We start from the raw sequence: 17,418 nt of genomic DNA, 5'->3' as shown, positions 1-17,418 counted from the left end.
CGGAAACGTCGGGCGACTACAGACGAATTCGCTCGATCGCGGTGGCGGCGTCGCGGAGCCCGGCGAGCGGATGGTCGCCGTCGGCGTCGCCGCCGAGATCGACATCGTCGGCCGACGCCGCAGCGGCGACAGAGATGCTGTGTGCGTCGATATCGGCGTCGATCCGAACCTCAAACGACCCGTCCCGCGGCGTCGCTAGCGTCGAGCTGGTCGGCGTGTGCACGGCGACCACGTCGGCGGACGTCTCGCCCGCTATCACGAGGTCGGCGGCGATGAACTCCGCGGTCGCGTCGAGGGCGGGCTCGTCGAACTGATCGCGTTCGACGTAGCGGTCGCGTACGACCGACGGCGTCGCGACCGGTTCGCCGGCGTCGACGCCGTGAGCGAGACGGATGAATCCCGCCATCGACCAAGCCAGCGGGGTCGCTCCCCCGGTTCCCTCGCCGAACTCCCAGCCGTAGTCGGTCGGGTGCTCACGGTCCCACACCTGTTCAGGTAACATTCGGCCAGAGTTACCGAACCCGGCCATCGTCTCCAAGAGCGCGTCGGGGTCGAGCGCGCCCTCGTCGGTGCCGCCGAACCCGTCAGGGCCGTCGGCGCGGGCACGGAGTTCGTACTCGCCGCGCTCGCCGGTGAATATCGGCCACAGGCGACCACGTCCGTCGCCGGTCCCAGCCCACGGCGCGCCCGGGTCACCGGTCGCGATCTCGCCGTACGCGTCGCCGACGTAGCGGTACCACGCGGGACCGTGCGGCGTGTCGACGCGGATCGAGTCGTCGGCGACGGAGACAGAGTTTCGGACGACGTCGTCGTCGGCGGGCTTCACGCCGAGACGGACGAGCTCAAGGAAGCCGCCGTCGACGATCTCCCGCTCGTCGTACGTCGGGCCGTCGTTGGCGATCGTCCGCGGCCGCCCGGATTCGGGGTCGCCGTTGGCGGTGATCCGGACGTAGTAGGGGGTCTCGGCGTGTCGCTCCGTCCCCGTCGCGGTCGCGCACCACTCCTCGACGCGGTCGGCCCAGTCGTCCGCGAGCGCGAGCCACGCGAGCGCGTCGGCGCGGAGCGTGTCGGGGTCGAACAGATCGCCTGCGTCGGCGCTTCGCCCATGCGCGTCGCGACGGTCGGCCTCCGAGAGCGCCAGCGCGGCCCCGCAGACGAGTCCGGCGATCTCGGCGGCGATACTCGACGGCGAGAATCCGGCCTCCTCCTCCCAGCGTTCTTGGGCCGTCTCGGGGCCGTTGACGGCGATGTATCCGAGCGACCGACGGACCTGATCGTATGTATAGTCGGCGTCGTCGAGCGCGACGCCGTGCTCGTGGAGCTGCCACGCCATCACCGAGGGGAACGCGATGTTGTCCATCTGTTCGCCGCCCCAGCGGGTGCGCCCGTCAATGTAGGTGTTCTGCGGGAGGAATCCGTCGTCGTCCTGTTGGGTGTTGTAGAGGTACGCGAGCGCGTCCGCGCCACGCTCGACCTCTCCGATCTCGACGAGCGCGGTGAACACCTGATAGAGGTCTCGCGACCAGACGAAGTTGTAGCCGTAGCCGCGGTCTTCAGCGGCGTACTCCGTCTCGCCCCACGGTACCGACGGACTCGCTATCCCCGCACCGTCGTGCCGTTTGTCTTCGACGGCCGCGAGCGTCATCAGCGCGAAGCGATACTGCGTCTCCACGTCGGCGTCGCCGGCGACCGAGTCGGGGAACGCCCGGTCGGCGAGCCAGTCGCGCCACGTCTCGACGTAGTCGCCGCTGACCGTCTCGAAGCCGCGCGAGATGGCCCCCTCCGCCTCGCCGAGCGCGGCCGCGGTGTCGGCCTCCTCGGCAAATCCGAGCGCGAGCGTGTCGGAGATATCGGTGCCGCTCCCGACGAGTCCGGCCAGCACGACGTTGCCGACCGCTTCCGAGATCCCCTCGCCGCGCGCGCCCTCACCGAACAGCGCGTCGGCCTCGTGGCTGCCGGCCGCGAGCGCACTGGCCCACTCGAAGCGCCCCTCGCTGGCGAGCGCGAGCGCGACCTCGAACGAGTCGCCGTCGTCGTCGACCAGTTTCCCCGTGTCGCGCTCCGTCGCGTCGTCGTTGCGAGCGAGGAGATGATAGCCTTCCTCGTCGCCGACGCGGGTGCCGCGGTCGTTCGTGCCGACGTTCGTGATCGTCGTGTCGACGAGGGCGTACACGTCATACTCGCGGCTCCCTTCGAACGCCACGTCGGCGAGGATCGCGTTCCCCTCTGTGTCGACCGCGTACTCGACAGTCAGCGTCCATCGGTGGCCGTGACCGTCCCCGGTCTCGCGGATCGTCTGCGTGTACACGAGCGCGTCGCCGACGGTCGGCTCGGTGGTGCGTTCGACGGTCTCGGTCGCCGTCACGTGGCTCGTCTCGTCGAAGGTGCGGATCGTGTACCCCGTCTCCGGATCGGCGACGAGGAAGTCGAACGTCCGCACGTTCATCACGTCGATTCGGGGGAACCGCGCCTCGGTGAGCGCCCCCTCCGTCAGCGTATACCAGACCGGAACGGGCTGCTCAGTCTGGTGATCCGCCGGCGTCCCGACGCCGAACTTCCGCCCGGTGGTCCAGTGCGGGGCCTCGTCCGGCCCCGTGGGTCGGTCGTGCGGGACCGGGAGCGCGCCGTGCGCCGCAAGCGTCACGGTCGCGTCGATCCGGAGCGCGTGCGACCACCCGAGTGGAGTCGCGCTGTCGAGGTCGCCGTCGTCGAACACCTGCTCGGCGAACAGGCCCGCATCGTTGACCAACGGCCCGTCAGACTCGCAAAGCGAGTACAGGTCCCTTGCGTCTGCGAACAGCGTTGCCGCGTCCCCGCCGCGGTCGGCGACGAGTCCGCCGAGTTCGGCTGCCGCCGTCGCGCCCCACAGCGTCGCGAGCGACCACACCTTCGCCGCGCCCTGTTCAGCCGTTCGCCAATCGTCACCGGTGAACCTGACGAGCCCCTCGATGTTCTCGGTCTCTCGGCGGAGCGCGTCGATCGTGTTCCCGACGTGCGTTCGCACGCGGTCGAGGAACCGCTCGAAGTCAGCCGCTGCGACCGTCGCATCGGATCCGTCAATGGCCGCGCCGTCGACCTCGGTGCGTTCGGCGCGCAGGGCCGCGTACTCAGTCGTCGCGCTCGCGAGCGCGAACGTGCTCGCGTCGGCACGACCGTCGCGACTGTCGGTGCTCTCGCGCTGCGGGAAGCGCCCCGTCTCGGGGTCGAACCGGTCGTCGAGACCGGCGATCGCCTCGTCGGCAGCGGCGGCCGCGGCGACGCGCGTCTCGTCGTCCACCGGAGCGCGCGCGACCGCGGCGAACGCGCGGAGGTACGTCGCGCCGGTGTGGGTGAACCGCCCGAGGGCGTTCTCCCAGCAGTTCTGACAGCGGCGGGGAAGCCCGTCGTCCTCGACAGTCTCACGGAGGAACGCGACCGCGTCGGCGACGGTGGCGTCGATCCGATCGCGCCACTCCGCAGGGAGGTCGGTCGTCCGCCGAAGTCGGGCGAGGAACGCGACGACTGAGGCGGGCTGGTCGAGCTGGTCGTTCGGTCCGACCGTCCCGTTTGCGCCCTCGATGCGCGCGTTCGCCCACCCTGGGGCGACCTTCCCGGAGTCGGCCCAGACTCGGTGGGGCCACGAGCCGTCCGCGTCCTGCGTCCGGCAGAAGAAGACGGCCGTCGCGAGCAACTCCTCGTCGGCGTCGAGTCCGATCTCCTCGCTCGCGTCGAGCAGCGCCATCGACACCTCCGCCTCGTCGCGGAACCACGTGTATCCGTAGCCGCCGGACGTCGAGTAGAAGGGGTCGAACTCCGGGGCGGCGATCCGCGCGCCGGACTCCGCCGTGAGGAAGTCGAGAGTTCGGAGATCGCCGGCGACGAGGTCCCGCCGCGGCACGTCGTCGGGGACGGTCGGGCCCCGTCCAGCGGCGGCCTCGCGGAGGTCGGCTGCGTCGGGATACGCGGTCGCGATTCGTGCGATCTCGTCGATTCGGCGCTGGCGGTCGGGACCGTCAGAGAGCGCGTCCATCCCGTCTTCGCCCGTGTCACGAGCGTCTCGCCGGTCCATCACGGCGCGGCTAGCGAGCGTGACACGTTCGATGCGGCCGTCGCGTTCAAACGGCGCGCGCATGACCACGTCAGGGGTGAGCCGCGAGTCCTCGCGTTGGTCGATCTCGCCGCGGTGCGGGAACCCGTCGCCATTCTCGCCGAGAAGCTCCGGGATCGTGCGGAGACGCTGGCCGTGCGCCGCCGAGAGGCCGGTCGAGGCGGTGAAGAAGTCGTGTTCGGTGCGGTGGTACACTTCGACGACGCTCCCGTCGTCGGGACCGGCCGACTCGTGGACGAGGTTTCCGATGCGTCCCTCGACCATGTTCGGGGAGAACGCACAGGCGGCGACGAGTTCCGCCCCCGCGGGCGGCGCGCCGCGGAGTTCGACGTGCGTGAGGTGCGTGTCGCTGACCACGAGGTCAAACTGGTGGATCGTGTACCGACCGGCGTCGTACTCGGTCTCGACGAGCGGTGTGTCGCCGTCGTAATGCTGGCGCGTCGTCGTGAGTTCGTCGAACCAGCGGACGCCGCGTCCGGCCGTGATCCCCATGCGAAGCCGGTCGGCTCCGCCGACTCCCGACAGGGAGTACGAACAGTCGTGGACGGTGCCGTCAGGCCCAATGTGGACCAACCGCCCGTCGTCACCCGTGAACGCGCCGGCGGTTGTGGGGCGCTCCGCCGGGTAGCGCTCGTCACGGCGACGTTCGTGCTCTGTGAGAGCGGTTCGCAGTCGCATGGTCACCCTGTGATACCCGCGGTAAAAGTCTTGACGACCGAGGCGGTCCACCGGAGCAGAGCGGGGTGAGAGGGAGGAGGATCGGAGTGGTGGAACGGGGTGGGGGAGCGGAGTGGTGGAACGGGGTGGGGGAGCGGAGTGGTGGAACGGGGTGGGGAAGTCGATCGAAGAGCAACACCGAAGACCCCGGGCGTCGATGGGTGTGACATGACACAGCAGGGAGACCCACACACGGGCGCGCCACGGGTCGGCCAGCACCACCCCGGTCCGCCGCGGTTCCTCTCGACCGGCGAGACGACCGAGTTGGCTCCGCGAGACCCGGACCCGGACGCGAGCTACCGCTGGCGCGTCGCCGACGCGCCGCCAGACAGCGACGCGACTGTCGGCGAGGGACCGGTGACGGAGTTCACGCCGGACGTGCCCGGTCGGTTTCTGATCGGTCTCGACGCGCCCGACGGCGACCACCGATTGACCGTCCGCGCGTTCGCCGCCGAGTACGCGGGCGTCGATGTCGCTGGCGGAAGCGGAACTGCGATTCGCGACCGCGACGCCGACGCCGGCGACGCCGACGCGATCAGCTACGCCGCCCACCGCGAGCGCGAGGGAGAGGGTCGCCCGCGGATCCGGCTCGACGCGACCGTCGAGCTCGGCGACGAGTCCGCAGACGTTGCCGGCGAGAGCAGGAGCGGCAGCGACCGGGGCGGCGGAGACGGGAGCGAAAGCGACGCGGAGGCCGCCGAGGTCGTCGTTCGCGCGACCCCGACTCCGAACCCCGAATCGGCGCTCGACGCCGAGGAGTTGGCCGTGCGGTTCGTCGTCGACGACCGCGACGTGGAAACCGCGGTGGCGACCGGCCGCACGAACCCCCGAGACGCTATGCGGCGGACCGACGACGGACGGACGCTCCGGATCGACGCCGAGGCGGTCCCGGACCGGCTGCGCGTTCACGCCGTCGCCGTCGCCCGCGAACCGGGCGGTGATCCGCGCGTCAGTGTCGCCGACGCGGTCGCCGTCAAGCGGACGACCGCGGACGCGTTCGATGGGGGCGCGTTCGACGCCGAGATGTCGACGTTTGAGACGGTTCGGCTCAACGATCCGCCGTCGTGGGCCGCAGAGACTACCGTCTACGAGGTGTACGTTCGGACGTTCTCTGACACCGAGGAGGGCGAGGCGTTCGACGCGCTCGCAGAGCGGATCCCCGAGATTGCCGACCTCGGCGTCGACACGGTGTGGCTCACGCCGGTGCTCCAACACGACGGGAAACCGCACGGCTACAACATCACCGACTTCTTCGACACCGCCTCAGATCTCGGCGACCGCGACGACTACGAGGCGCTCGTTGAGACCGCCCACGACCACGGGATGCGCGTGCTGTTCGACTTCGTCGCAAACCACACCGCCCGCGACCACGAGTGGTTCGAGGACGCGTACCGGAATCCGGAATCGCCGTACCGGGACCGCTACGAGTGGCAGGAATCCGGCGAGCCGGGCACCTACTTCGACTGGGAGCTCATCGCGAACCTGAATCACGCGAACCTCCACGTCCGGCGGTTCCTCCTCGACGTGATCGACGAGTGGGCCCCGCTCGTCGACGGGTTCCGCTGCGACATGGCGTGGGCGGTTCCGGATGCCTTCTGGCGGGAGCTTCGCGACCGAGTGAAAGACATCGACCGGGAGTTCCTGCTGATGGACGAGACAATCCCCTACATCCCCGACTTCCACGAGGGGATGTTCGACGTGCACTTCGACGCGACGCTGTACTTCCAGCTCAGGCAGGTCGGTCGGGGGGCAGCGCCGGCGAAGAGCGTCCTCGACGCGGTCGCCCAACGCGCGGAGATCGGGTTCCCGGACCACGCCGGGTTCCTCCAGTACATCGAGAACCACGACGAGACGCGCTACCGCGTCGAGTGCGGCGACGCGGCCGCGGCGGCGGCGGGCGCGGCGACGTTCGTCCTTCCCGGCGTCCCGATGATCTACGCCGGCCAAGAGATCGGCCAGCGCGGACGCAGGGACGCGATCGCGTGGGAGCACGCCCGCGAGGAGGTCCGCGATCGCTACGAACGGCTGCTCGCCGCCCGCGAGGTGCACCCGGCGCTCGGTCCCGACGGCGACCTCGACCGCGTGGACTACCACGTCGCGAGCGGCGACCTCGACGAACGGCCGATCGCCGCAAGCGGAGACGTGCATCCGGAGGACGTGGTCGCGTTCCATCGGAGCGACGGCGACGAATCGCTGATCGTCGCGCTGAACTTCGCGCCGGAGCCGGCGAGCGTCGCCGTCGAGACTGCGCACGGCAACCGCGACCTCGTCACCGGCGAGTCATGCGTCGTCGTCGACGGCGAGGGTCGCGAGCGGATCCGAGTCGACGAGGTCGCGGTCGTTCGCGCAGAGACGTGACGAGCGGCGCGGGCTAGAGCCGTGGCGACCGATGACGACGATCACCGCCGGGTCCGTCGGACGCAACGCTTGAGTCGGTGGGGGCCACAGGAGGTCGTATGCGATTCGACCGCTCCGGCGGCGTGTTCTGTCACCTCACCTCGCTGCCGGGCGACCACGGGATCGGCGACCTCGGCGACGGCGCGAGCGCGTTCCTCTCGTTCCTCGGCGACGCCGACATCGACCACTGGCAGATCTGCCCGATCGGTCCGACGCTCTCCGGGGCCGGCGAGTCGCCGTATCAGTCGCCGTCGGCGTTCGCCGGCAACCACCTGTTGATCGATCTGCACGGGCTCGTCGACGACGGCTGGCTCGACGAGAACGACCTCGAACCGAGTCCGGATTTTCCCGAGGACCGCGTCGAGTACGACGCGGTCCGCGAATACAAACTGCCGCTGTTGCGGACGGCGTTCAAACGGTTCGAAGAATCGGCCTCGGCGAGCGGCCGGCGGGACGTGGAGGCGTTCCGCGAGCGTGAGCCGTGGCTCGACGACTACGCCCTGTTCCGCGCGATATCGGCGTCGCGCCCCGAAGCGACGTGGACCGAGTGGCCCGCGGACCTGCGGACCCGCGAGCCGGACGCGCTGTCAGCGGCTCGCGAGCGCCACGCAGACGAGGTCCGCTACCGCGAGTTCGTGCAGTGGACCTTTGACCGCCAGTGGCGAGACCTTCGCGAGGTGGCCGACGCCGAGGGTGTCTCGATCGTCGGCGACGTGCCGATCTACGTCGCGCTCGACTCCGCGGACGTGTGGGCGAACCCGGAGGCGTTCCGCCTCGACGAGGGCGGGCGGCCGACCGCGGTTGCCGGCGTCCCGCCGAATCCGGGCGACGACGGACAGCGATGGGGGAACCCGGTGTACGACTGGGACCGGCTGGCCGAGCGCGACTACGACTGGTGGATCGCGCGGTTCCGCCGACTGTTCGAACTTGCCGACGTGGCGCGGCTCGACCACTTTCTCGGGTTCGTTCGGTACTGGGAGATCCCCGCCGACAGCGACGACCCGGCCGACGGTGAGTGGCGTGACGGACCGGGTCGTGACCTGTTCGAGACGGTCGAGCGCGAGCTCGGCGAGGCCCCGTTCATCGCCGAGGACCTCGGCTTCGAGGATCCGGAGATGGACGAGCTACTGCACGAGTTCGAGTTTCCGGGCATGCGCGTGCCGCAGTACGCCGACTGGTGTACCGAAGGGAACCGGTACCAGCCGATGCACTATCCCGAAAGCGTGGTCGGCTACACCTCGACGCACGACACCGACACTTGGGTCGGCTACTACGACGACTTACCGGGCGAACAGCGCGAGTGCTTCCGGTACAACGTGGGCGCGGACGGTGACCGCGCCGTCGAGTGGGAGATCATCGAGGAGGTGTGGCGGTCGGAGGCCGTCCTCGCGATGACGACCGTCCAAGATCTGCTCGGACTCGGGAGCGACGCCCGGTTCAACGAGCCCGGCACGGTCGACGGTAACTGGGAGTGGCGCGTGTCCCGCGAGGCGCTCGACGACGAGATCACAGACCGGCTGTGGGAGCTGGCCGGGAAACACGTCCGGTGAGCTAATGGTCGGAGTGATCGCGGTCGGCGCGTCGCTCGTTCCCGACACACCGTTCGTTCCCGACACACCACTCGTTCACGTTCTCGTCATCGTCGCGGCGACGGCCGCGATCTGGGTCGGCAGCGGATGGCTCGAAGAGTCCGCGGAGACGCTGTCGGGGTACTACGGGCTGCCGGCGGTCGTACAGGGATCGATCGTCGTCGCCATCGGCTCCAGTTTCCCGGAGCTCGTGAGCGTCCTCGTCACGGCCGCAGTCGGCGTGTTCGACATGGGCGTCGGCGCGCTCGTTGGCTCCGCCATCTTCAACATCCTCGTCATCCCGGCGCTTTCGGGACTCGGGACCGACGACTCGCTCGAAGCCAGCCGCGCCATCGTGTATAAGGAGGCGCAGTTCTACATGATCGCCGTCTCGGGGCTCGTCGTCACGTTCGCGCTCGCGGTCATCTACTTCCCCGTCTCCGCGGACCCGATCGTCGGCGAACTCACGCGGCCGCTCGCCGCGATCCCGCTGCTTCTGTACGGGCTTTACTTATTCATCCAGTACCAGGACGTCGGCGACGCCGCGATGGACCGCACCCAGACGGGGGTCGACATCCGCCGCGAGTGGGGGAAACTCGCAGCCGGACTGCTCGTCATCGTCGTCACGGTGGAGCGGCTGGTCGCGTCGGTCGAGGCGCTCTCCGTGACGTTCGGCGTCCCGGAGTTCCTCGCCGGCATCACGATCGTTGCGGCCGCGACGAGCCTACCCGATGCGCTCGTCAGCGTCCGGACCGCCCGCGAAAACAGGGGCGCGACGAGCCTCGGAAACGTCCTCGGATCGAACACGTTCGACCTGCTCGTGGCGATTCCGATCGGCGTGTTGATCGTCGGCAGCGCGGAGATCAACTTCTCCACGGCGGTCCCGATGCTCGGCGTCCTCACCGTGGCGACCGTCCTGCTTTTCACGCTGCTCCGGACCGATCTCAAGCTCACGAGCCGCGAGTCGTACGGGCTCTTGGCCGCGTACCTGCTGTTCGTCGGCTGGGTCGTCGCCGAGACGGTCGGTCTGACAGGGGTTCTCAGGGGCGTGTGAGAGATTCCAGCGCCCGTTCAGCGACTCCGACCGAGGAGGAAGTAAAGCACCAACCCGAGGAGCGGTGCGAGGAAGGCGACGATCGCCCACAAAAAGGCCGGCTGGTCGCTTCGTTTCTGCGCGTCAGAGTAGACCCAGACGATGATGCCGAGGTGGACGAGCAGTGCGAGGAGGCTGAACAGGAGGGCGACAATGCCGGCCGCGCCCTGCAACAGTATCGGGGACATTGCGATCCAGCGCACGCAGTGAACCGGCAAGTGTCTTGGGACTCGACCCGGACGGCGGAACGGTTTTGACCGCGGCGGGCGAGCATCGACTGTGAGACGCACGGCCGCAGTCGCGACGGTTCTCCTAGGAATTTCGGCCGGAATCGGCGGCGCGTACGTCGACGCCACCGCCCCGCTCGCGGGATGGCCGCCCCTCGCCGGCTACCCCGCGAACGCAGTGATCACGAAGGGGCTCCAAGTGGGGAGCGTGCTCGGGATTCTCTCCGGCGTCTACCTGCTCGCGGTCGGGCTGGTGTGGCGCTCAACGAACAAGCGTCGGGCGCACAACACACGGAACCTACTTCGGCTGGCGTTCGGACTCGTCGGGGTCGTGGCGACGCTCGCTGTGCTGACGGCCAACTGGCTCGGGCTGTTGTTCTCGCTCGGCGTCGTCGGCTTCGCTATCACCTTCGCGCTCCAACAGCCGCTCTTGTCGCTGATCGCGTGGGTGTATATCGCGGCCAAACAGCCATACGGCGTCGGTGACCGCGTTCGGATAGGCGACGCGAACGGCGACGTGATCGAGGTCGACTTCCTCGTGACGACGCTGTGGGAGATCAACGGCGACCTCGTCACGACGAACCAGCCCTCCGGACGCGTGGTGACGGTGCCGAACAGCGTCGTGCTCTCATCAAACGTCGTCAACTTCGGCGGCGGCGGATCGCCGTACGTCTGGAACGAGATCGGCATCCAAGTCTCGTACGAGACCGATCTCGCGTTCGCTCGGTCGGTGATGGTCACGGAGGCGACGGATCTGCTCGGCGACGATATGGCGGACGGAATCGCGGCGTATCGCGAGTCGCTCGCGGAGACCCCGGTCGAACTGGAGGTACACGACGGCCCCACGGTGAACGTGACACAGGCGGAGTCGTGGGTCGAACTCCGCCTCCGCTACCTCACGCATCCGCGTCGAGGGCAGCGCGTCAAAAACGAACTGTACACGCGGATACTCGCGCGGTTCAACGAGGAACCGGACAGGGTGGCGTTCCCCCTCGGTCGGAACCGGTGACCGACCGCTGGAATCCGTGGGACGCCGCCGGTGGCGGTCTACTCCCCGCCTCAACGGTGTGACTGGCTAGCAAGGTATATATACCCTCATCGAAATCGAGGCGGATCGACAGACGATAGATCGAATACGGTGAAGACGAATTACGACGTTATATCCGCTGTACATCGGATCTGTGATGCGAGTCTAGGTAAATGTGGCGACATATTTATATACTCTCGTGACTTACTGTTAGTTAACGAATCGGCGTGCCCGACACCAGTATTTCTATCGGGAGTTCGATCGGAGAACCCATGACAGAAACACGCACACGAAGCCACAGCGGAGAGACGAAACGCGAACGTACAGCAGACGGTCGAACAACCGAGCGGGAGACAAAAGGAGACGAGACAGCGCGGTCTGGCGAGCGGACGACGACCTGTCCCGAGTGCGGCGGGTCGCTGATCACCGACACAGAACACGGTGAAACAGTGTGTGACGACTGCGGGCTCGTCGTCGAACAGGACGGTATCGACCGCGGACCGGAGTGGCGGGCGTTCGACTCCAGCGAGCGCGACAGCAAGTCGCGCGTGGGGGCCCCGACGACGAACATGATGCACGACAAGGGGCTCTCGACGAACATCGGTTGGCAGGACAAAGACGCCTACGGCCGGTCGCTGTCAAGCAGCCAGCGCGAGAAGATGCAGCGTCTGCGCACGTGGAACGAGCGGTTCCGCACTCGCGACTCGAAGGAGCGCAACCTGAAACAAGCTCTCGGCGAAATCGACCGTATGGCCTCGGCACTCGGCCTCCCCAAGAACGTTCGGGAAACCGCTTCGGTCATCTACCGCCGCGCACTGAGTGAGAACCTCTTGCCCGGCCGCTCGATCGAGGGAGTCGCGACCGCGTCGCTGTACGCCGCCGCTAGGCAGGTCGGGAATCCGCGGAGCCTCGACGAGTTCACCGCGGTCTCGCGCGTGGACAAGATGGAACTCACCCGGACGTACCGCTACGTGATCCGCGAGCTCGGACTGCGCGTCCAGCCCGCCGACCCCGAGAGCTACGTCCCGCGATTCGTCTCCAAGCTCGGCCTCTCAGAGGAGACGCAGCGACTCGCGCGCGACCTCCTCGATGCCGCGAAAAGCGAGGGTATCACGAGCGGAAAGTCGCCGGTTGGGCTCGCGGCCTCCGCCGTGTACGCTGCCGCGCTGCTCTCCAACGAGAAGGTCACGCAGAGTCAGGTGTCGGCCGTCGCCGACATCTCCGAGGTGACGATCCGGAACCGATACAAAGAACTCCTCGAAACGAGCGAGGAAATCACGGTCTAAGCCGGCGCTTCCCGCTCTATATCTCACGGACGATACCGGCCGGCTGCGAGCTCCAATTCGTCACGTACGTTTTTAACCTGGTGGCGTCTACCACGGCACATGGTGGACGCGTTCGTCAGGCTCGTCTGTCCAGAGTGTGGTAAAGAGTGGCAGGATAATCCCGCAGAGCTACAGCAACTCCGATCGAACTTCAGCTGTCCCGGCTGTCACGCCACCCGCCGACTGACGGAGTTCATGCGAACCGAACGCGACCTCGAGGCGGTCAAACAGTTCCAGTGACCGCCTCGGGACGAAGACAGCCTCGGAGAACTATATCGATCGATAACGCAGAACTGGGTGTTTGCGGCCGTACAGCGGTTCTATTCGAGCTACCCATGATAACGTGACTCAAGATAATAATATAAACCTCCGGTAGCAAAGAACTGGTACTCATGAAGAAGCAGGAGCTCATCCATCTTCACGGCCTCCTCGCAGAAGTACGAAAACAGTGCGAATTCTGGAACGAGGACGTCGACCTCGACGCCTACGAAGAACTCGGCGTGAAGCCGACATCGATACACAAATCGAAGACCGACCACAAAGCCGCCGTTTTTAAACTGACTGAGGGAATCACCGAGCCGATGGACGAATCCGAGTCGGAGCCGCTGGCCCCGACCGCAGACTGACTTTCACAGCCGACTTGCAGCCGTACGTCAACTTCCGAGTAGCGACGCGATAGCCGACGGCGAACCTCCCTGTCGAGTCACAGATGACCGGGAGTCACATGGACTCACGCCGAATCGGGTTCCGTCTCCGACTCGGGGTTGTCGGCCTCGTGATCTTCACTATCGTCGATCACTTCCACATCGAGGACTTTTAGCGGGATGTTGCGGAGGCGCTGTCCGATCTCTTTCCGGGCGACACGGCTCGCGTGTTCCGGGCGATCGACGTTGAATACGTCCATTTGAAGCGCAAGCGCGACGAGCGCCTCGTCAGCAGCAACAAACGCGGGCGCAAGCTCCTCGCCGCTCGGCGCGGTCCGGGTTCCTGTCTCGATCTCGACGTAGTTGAGGTCGGGATTCAGCATCTGCCCCGTCTTCGAGATCGCGATCCGGACCGCCTCGTCCGGCGTCTCGACATCGTACACCGGAACGGCGGCCTCGACGACGACTCGACAGTCCATCACGAGTCAGTGTACCACACGAATCAGCATGAAACTTCGGCCGACAGAACCGTCACGGGTCAGTCGCCGCCGGCCCGGAGGTGATAGAAGACGTACGTCTGTGCGTATCCGGCGAACTCGCCGCCGAACCGCTCGCGTATAGCTCGCGACGTCTCGGTGTAGTTCCCGCGTTCACAGTCGGGATAGTACTCCTCGATAGTCGTCCGGATCCAGGTATCGATCGGCACCGCTTCGAGGAATTCCAGCGAGAACAACAGCACGCAGTCTGCTACCTTGTCGCCGACGCCGACGAACCGCGTCAGCGACTCGCGAGCCTCTTCGTACGGGTGGTCCGCCGCCTCTCGCGGGTGGGACTCTCCGGAGGCGACTATCTCCGCCGTTCGCTGGACATAGGAGGCTCGGTAGCCAAGCGAGAGGTCGCGGAGTTCGGCTTCCGTCCGCGAAGAGAGCTGATCCGGCGTCGGAAACGCGTGATACTCGGTGCCGTCAAGGGTGACGGTATCGCCGTACGTCGTGCGGAGTCGACGCTGCATCCCATGGATGCGTGCGACGCGCATCTGTGCCGAGCAGATGAACGAGATGAGACAGGGGAACACCGGATCGCGCGTGAGTCGCATTCCCTCGTAGGCGTCGTACGCCCGATCGAGGAGAGGGAGATTCGGCGTCGATCCCAAGATTGCGTCGAGGTCGTCGTCAAGACGGAACAAGTGATACACGAGCGGAACGGCGTCGACGGACGATTCCCAGTGGAGAGTTCCGTCGTGAGCGCCGCCGGTCTGTCTGACCCGCAGGGGGACCCGCTCGTCGACGACACCGGGAACCGGGTCGACAACCGACTCGTACCACTCGTCGCCGCCGTAGGCGTGGAGTTCGTTGTAGGTGCCGCCGTCAGCGCGGTTCCAGAGGTAGCTCTGTCCGCTCTCGACTGTCGCCTGCAGATCGAACGGCCCGGCAAGATCGGCGATGTCGACCGCGCCTCGTTCCATACCAACTGCCTAGCGACGCGGTCGTATCGGGGTTTCGGTAGCGGGGAAGCGACCTCCGGTCGATCGGGCGAAGAGGTTTTTGTCCGATCAGACCATACACACGCTATGCCGACGTACCGCCGAACGACCCGCGTTCCTGCTCCTATCGACCAAGTGTGGGTGTTCCACTCGACGATCGACGGCCTCCGAGCGCTCACTCCCGACTGGATGAACCTCGTAATCGACGGCGTAGAGGGACCCGAGGGAGACGCCGAGCCCGAACTGCTCGTCGAGGGGTCGCGAATACGGATGTCGATCCGTCCCTTCGAAGTCGGTCCGCGGCAGCGGTGGATCTCGCGGATCGTCGAACGAACGCCCGACAGTGACGCGCCCGTCGGGAAGAGCGCACAATTCGTCGACGAGATGGAGGGTGGGCCCTTTCGGCGGTGGACGCACACGCACGCGTTCTATGCAGACGGGGATCAGACGCTCCTCGTCGATACAATCGACTATCGACTCCCGCTCGGTCTTCTCGGAGACGCCGCCGGTCCGTTCGCGAAGGTCGGCTTCGAGGGCATGTTTCGAGACAGACACCGCCGCACCGTCGATCGATTCGATCCGTAGGTTTCCACGGGCGTCAGACCGCGATCTCACGCGAACTTGGCAGTCGTCTCGGCTCCGAACGAGATATCGAACACCGCGCCGTCGTCGTTGTAGACGTCGAGGTCCCATCCGTGGGCGTCGACGATGCGATCGACGATTGCGAGTCCGATACCGGAACTGTCCGCGATCGAGACTCCGGAGTCAAAAATCGAGTCGTCCTCGTCCACCGGCACTCCCGGCCCGTCGTCGGCGATGAACATTCCGACCCCGTCGGCGACGTCTCGCGGTCCGATCTCGATGTCGACTCGCGGTCCGGCGTGTTCGACGGCGTTTCGGAACAGGTTCTCGAACAACTGACGAAGGCGGAGCGGATCGGCCTCTACATCGCCAATTTCGTCTATGATCGTCAGCGTCGCACGGGGCGCACGGATCGACGTCCACGCATCTTCGGCAACCTGACAGACCGGGGTCGGTTCCGTCTTACCGATCGTCTCTCCGCGTTTCGCCAACATGAGCAAGTTGTCGAGGAGGGTTTCCATCCGCGTGACGGCGCGATCCATCGGCCCGTGTGTCGACGGTGAGACATCATCGTCGATCATATCTAGATACCCCGAAAGCACATTAAGAGGGTTTCTGATGTCGTGAGAGACTACGGAACTGAACTGTTCGAGTTGTTCGGTCCGTTGCCGGAGTTCCAGTCTGCGCTCGTTCCGCGCAATCGTGTAGGCGATCAAGTCGGCGAACGTCCGATACAGATCAACTTCCTCTTCGATCCAAGTGCGCCACGCGTCCGTCTCAAGCGAGAGCACGCCGATCAGTTCCCAATCGGCCACGAGTGGGATGTGAACTGTTGCGGGCGGTTCACCCTGCGTTTCATGTGCCGTCTGTTCCCAACCGTCTGGACGGTCTTCCGACTCCAACTGGACAGAGGAATGAACCACGTTCTCGAAGGTCGCAAGACTGTTCGACTGCGGGAATTCGTCGAGTGACCGCCTCGCGGTATCACACCCGTCAGGACACCAGACGTAGCGTGGATCGAAGGTGTCGCCGTCGCGAAGGTAGCAGACGATGCGGTCGACTTCGGCGTGTTCACCGACATTCGCCATCGTCCACGTAATCTTCGTGTCGACCTCGTCGGTTCTCGTACTCATCAGCGTCGACCCGGCATCTAGCAGAACAGCGCGGAGACGGTCCGCGTCTCCGATTCGAAATCGGATCCGACGCGGCGAGATGTTTTCCGCGAGCCGTCGTGCGAACAGATCGGTGCCGGCGTCGTCGTCTTCGATCTGATCGCCCAGATCTGCTTGCGTGATGACATCGGACGGGCTGACTCGCAGAACCGAGCGAAACGCATCAGTAGTTGACTCCTCAAGAACGACAATAACGGGGACGCCTTCGGGCATTCTCGCGAGTTCCTCGGCGACCGAGTCGTTTGCCACTGCGCGGCCAGTAGTGACAATCCCACATGCGTCCGTTAGTAGGAACGGCTCGTCCTTATCTATGCCCGTTCCGGTCAATTCAGTCGTTCCGAGATTCCGGTACTTCGGAACACGCGACCCGCCCCACGCGGACTCGATCGCACGCCCCACGCAGTCGCGAACACCCGGATCGTCACCGACAAACGTGACGACAGAGCGTCTGTGCATGACAACTCGTCTGCGCCAGTCCATTTGAAACTTGAGTCAAAAATATCGTTGCCGAGAACGCCAAGACACGTGTCTGGTCGTGAGACCAGCGTTCCGCGCATATAAGCGGCGGTCGATCAAAGTGAACCGACGACACTTAACACGCCACCGGCAAATCAAGAGATATGTGTGCAGACACGTTCGGTGTGGGGATCCACCTCACTGAGGACGAACTCCAGTTCGTCGTTCGCGTTCCCTCAGAGATCGATTCGGGATGGACCGACCCAGAGACGTTCCAAACGCTCGTTGCCGACACTGTCTGGGAGCAGCTCAATCAAGAATCGACGCTACACACCATCGCAGAGCGCTTCGAAACCGGTGAGACCATCTCGCTCGGGACAGTCACGCTCGATCCGGACGGGACAGTCGTTGACCACCGTCTCGCGCTCCCCGACACGAGCGGTTCACCGGCCTAAACTGCTAGTTTTGGAAGTGGTTAGCGGGTGCTGTGGCTGGTCGGGTTGGTGATATGAAAAAAGCCCAGAGACACGCGTCTCTGGGCTGTGGGTGGTTGAGACCTAGTGTGGGTCTCGGTAGTGGATGTGGGAGGTATGCTCCCGTATGAGTGGGTAGGCGGCGAACCGCGGTTCCCAGAGGATCG

General features: G+C 66.0%; 14 protein-coding genes. 9 read left to right on the top strand and 5 right to left on the bottom strand.

The features are described 5' to 3' along the window. Positions 1-16: 16 nt before the first annotated feature. On the bottom strand, positions 17-4,765 hold the full coding sequence (locus NO887_RS12350; protein WP_256418597.1) for a DUF7997 domain-containing protein: 4,749 nt from the start codon (positions 4,763-4,765) through the stop codon (positions 17-19). Between the two features lie 207 nt (positions 4,766-4,972). Between NO887_RS12350 and malA the strand changes: the two genes are divergently transcribed. The 3 genes from malA (at position 4,973) to NO887_RS12335 (ending at position 9,823) form a co-directional block, all read left to right on the top strand. Beyond that, entirely contained in the window at positions 4,973-7,162 is a 2,190-nt protein-coding gene (gene malA, locus NO887_RS12345) for an alpha-amylase MalA (protein WP_256418596.1), read from the top strand. 98 nt (positions 7,163-7,260) lie between these two features. Beyond that, a complete protein-coding gene (gene malQ / locus NO887_RS12340; RefSeq protein ID WP_256418595.1) occupies positions 7,261-8,751 on the top strand; it encodes a 4-alpha-glucanotransferase in 1,491 nt (496 codons plus the stop codon). A 4-nt stretch (positions 8,752-8,755) separates the two neighbouring features. After that, positions 8,756-9,823: a sodium:calcium antiporter gene (locus NO887_RS12335; protein WP_256418594.1), complete on the top strand. Its 1,068-nt coding sequence runs from the start codon at positions 8,756-8,758 to the stop codon at positions 9,821-9,823. Positions 9,824-9,840: 17 nt separating this feature from the next. Here the strand turns inward: NO887_RS12335 and NO887_RS12330 are convergent, their stop codons facing one another. After that, positions 9,841-10,050, bottom strand: a complete 210-nt coding sequence (locus NO887_RS12330; protein ID WP_256418593.1) for a PLDc N-terminal domain-containing protein — start codon at positions 10,048-10,050, stop codon at positions 9,841-9,843. A 91-nt stretch (positions 10,051-10,141) separates the two neighbouring features. Between NO887_RS12330 and NO887_RS12325 the strand changes: the two genes are divergently transcribed. From NO887_RS12325 to NO887_RS12310, 4 genes are all read left to right on the top strand, one after another. Continuing rightward, positions 10,142-11,098: a mechanosensitive ion channel family protein gene (locus NO887_RS12325; RefSeq protein ID WP_256418592.1), complete on the top strand. Its 957-nt coding sequence runs from the start codon at positions 10,142-10,144 to the stop codon at positions 11,096-11,098. Between the two features lie 290 nt (positions 11,099-11,388). Beyond that, positions 11,389-12,402, top strand: a complete 1,014-nt coding sequence (locus tag NO887_RS12320; RefSeq protein WP_256418591.1) for a transcription initiation factor IIB — start codon at positions 11,389-11,391, stop codon at positions 12,400-12,402. A 99-nt stretch (positions 12,403-12,501) separates the two neighbouring features. After that, positions 12,502-12,681, top strand: a complete 180-nt coding sequence (locus NO887_RS12315; protein ID WP_256418590.1) for a DUF7836 family putative zinc-binding protein — start codon at positions 12,502-12,504, stop codon at positions 12,679-12,681. A gap of 152 nt (positions 12,682-12,833) precedes the next feature. Continuing rightward, positions 12,834-13,067, top strand: coding sequence for a UPF0058 family protein (locus NO887_RS12310; RefSeq protein ID WP_256418589.1), 234 nt, complete (start codon positions 12,834-12,836; stop codon positions 13,065-13,067). Positions 13,068-13,171: 104 nt separating this feature from the next. On the opposite strand, the gene NO887_RS12305 is transcribed toward NO887_RS12310, so the two are convergent. Beyond that, the gene (locus tag NO887_RS12305) at positions 13,172-13,564 is read right to left on the bottom strand and encodes a DUF555 domain-containing protein (RefSeq protein WP_256418588.1); all 393 of its coding nucleotides are present in this window, start codon (positions 13,562-13,564) and stop codon (positions 13,172-13,174) included. Positions 13,565-13,623: 59 nt separating this feature from the next. Beyond that, a complete protein-coding gene (locus NO887_RS12300) occupies positions 13,624-14,550 on the bottom strand; it encodes a DNA-3-methyladenine glycosylase family protein (protein ID WP_256418587.1) in 927 nt (308 codons plus the stop codon). 105 nt (positions 14,551-14,655) lie between these two features. Here NO887_RS12300 and NO887_RS12295 point away from each other — a divergent pair, with 105 nt between their 5' ends. Continuing rightward, positions 14,656-15,153, top strand: a complete 498-nt coding sequence (locus NO887_RS12295) for an SRPBCC family protein (RefSeq protein ID WP_256418586.1) — start codon at positions 14,656-14,658, stop codon at positions 15,151-15,153. A 26-nt stretch (positions 15,154-15,179) separates the two neighbouring features. On the opposite strand, the gene NO887_RS12290 is transcribed toward NO887_RS12295, so the two are convergent. Next, positions 15,180-16,778 carry a GAF domain-containing sensor histidine kinase gene (locus NO887_RS12290; RefSeq protein ID WP_256418585.1) on the bottom strand — a complete coding sequence of 533 codons (1,599 nt, stop codon included), beginning with the start codon at positions 16,776-16,778 and terminating at the stop codon, positions 15,180-15,182. 164 nt (positions 16,779-16,942) lie between these two features. On the opposite strand from NO887_RS12290, the gene NO887_RS12285 reads away from it, so the two are divergent. Further along, positions 16,943-17,233 carry a DUF8124 family protein gene (locus NO887_RS12285; RefSeq protein ID WP_256418584.1) on the top strand — a complete coding sequence of 97 codons (291 nt, stop codon included), beginning with the start codon at positions 16,943-16,945 and terminating at the stop codon, positions 17,231-17,233. Positions 17,234-17,418 lie beyond the last annotated feature (185 nt).

The sequence above is a fragment of the Halorubrum laminariae genome (assembly GCF_024494655.1).
GTDB classification, from domain to species: Archaea; Halobacteriota; Halobacteria; order Halobacteriales; family Haloferacaceae; genus Halorubrum; species Halorubrum laminariae.
The sequence above is the reverse complement of the archived record's forward strand: the minus strand, read 5'-3'. Positions and strand labels throughout refer to the sequence as shown.

Bases quoted from the DNA above. Each gene is read 5' to 3' on its own strand.
- NO887_RS12350 (WP_256418597.1), bottom strand. From the start codon at position 4,765: ATGCGACTGCGAACCGCTCTCACAGAGCACGAACGTCGCCGTGACGAG.
- malA (WP_256418596.1), top strand. From the start codon at position 4,973: ATGACACAGCAGGGAGACCCACACACGGGCGCGCCACGGGTCGGCCAG.
- malQ (WP_256418595.1), top strand. From the start codon at position 7,261: ATGCGATTCGACCGCTCCGGCGGCGTGTTCTGTCACCTCACCTCGCTG.
- NO887_RS12335 (WP_256418594.1), top strand. From the start codon at position 8,756: ATGGTCGGAGTGATCGCGGTCGGCGCGTCGCTCGTTCCCGACACACCG.
- NO887_RS12330 (WP_256418593.1), bottom strand. From the start codon at position 10,050: ATGTCCCCGATACTGTTGCAGGGCGCGGCCGGCATTGTCGCCCTCCTG.
- NO887_RS12320 (WP_256418591.1), top strand. From the start codon at position 11,389: ATGACAGAAACACGCACACGAAGCCACAGCGGAGAGACGAAACGCGAA.
- NO887_RS12315 (WP_256418590.1), top strand. From the start codon at position 12,502: ATGGTGGACGCGTTCGTCAGGCTCGTCTGTCCAGAGTGTGGTAAAGAG.
- NO887_RS12310 (WP_256418589.1), top strand. From the start codon at position 12,834: ATGAAGAAGCAGGAGCTCATCCATCTTCACGGCCTCCTCGCAGAAGTA.
- NO887_RS12305 (WP_256418588.1), bottom strand. From the start codon at position 13,564: ATGGACTGTCGAGTCGTCGTCGAGGCCGCCGTTCCGGTGTACGATGTC.
- NO887_RS12300 (WP_256418587.1), bottom strand. From the start codon at position 14,550: ATGGAACGAGGCGCGGTCGACATCGCCGATCTTGCCGGGCCGTTCGAT.
- NO887_RS12295 (WP_256418586.1), top strand. From the start codon at position 14,656: ATGCCGACGTACCGCCGAACGACCCGCGTTCCTGCTCCTATCGACCAA.
- NO887_RS12290 (WP_256418585.1), bottom strand. From the start codon at position 16,778: ATGCACAGACGCTCTGTCGTCACGTTTGTCGGTGACGATCCGGGTGTT.
- NO887_RS12285 (WP_256418584.1), top strand. From the start codon at position 16,943: ATGTGTGCAGACACGTTCGGTGTGGGGATCCACCTCACTGAGGACGAA.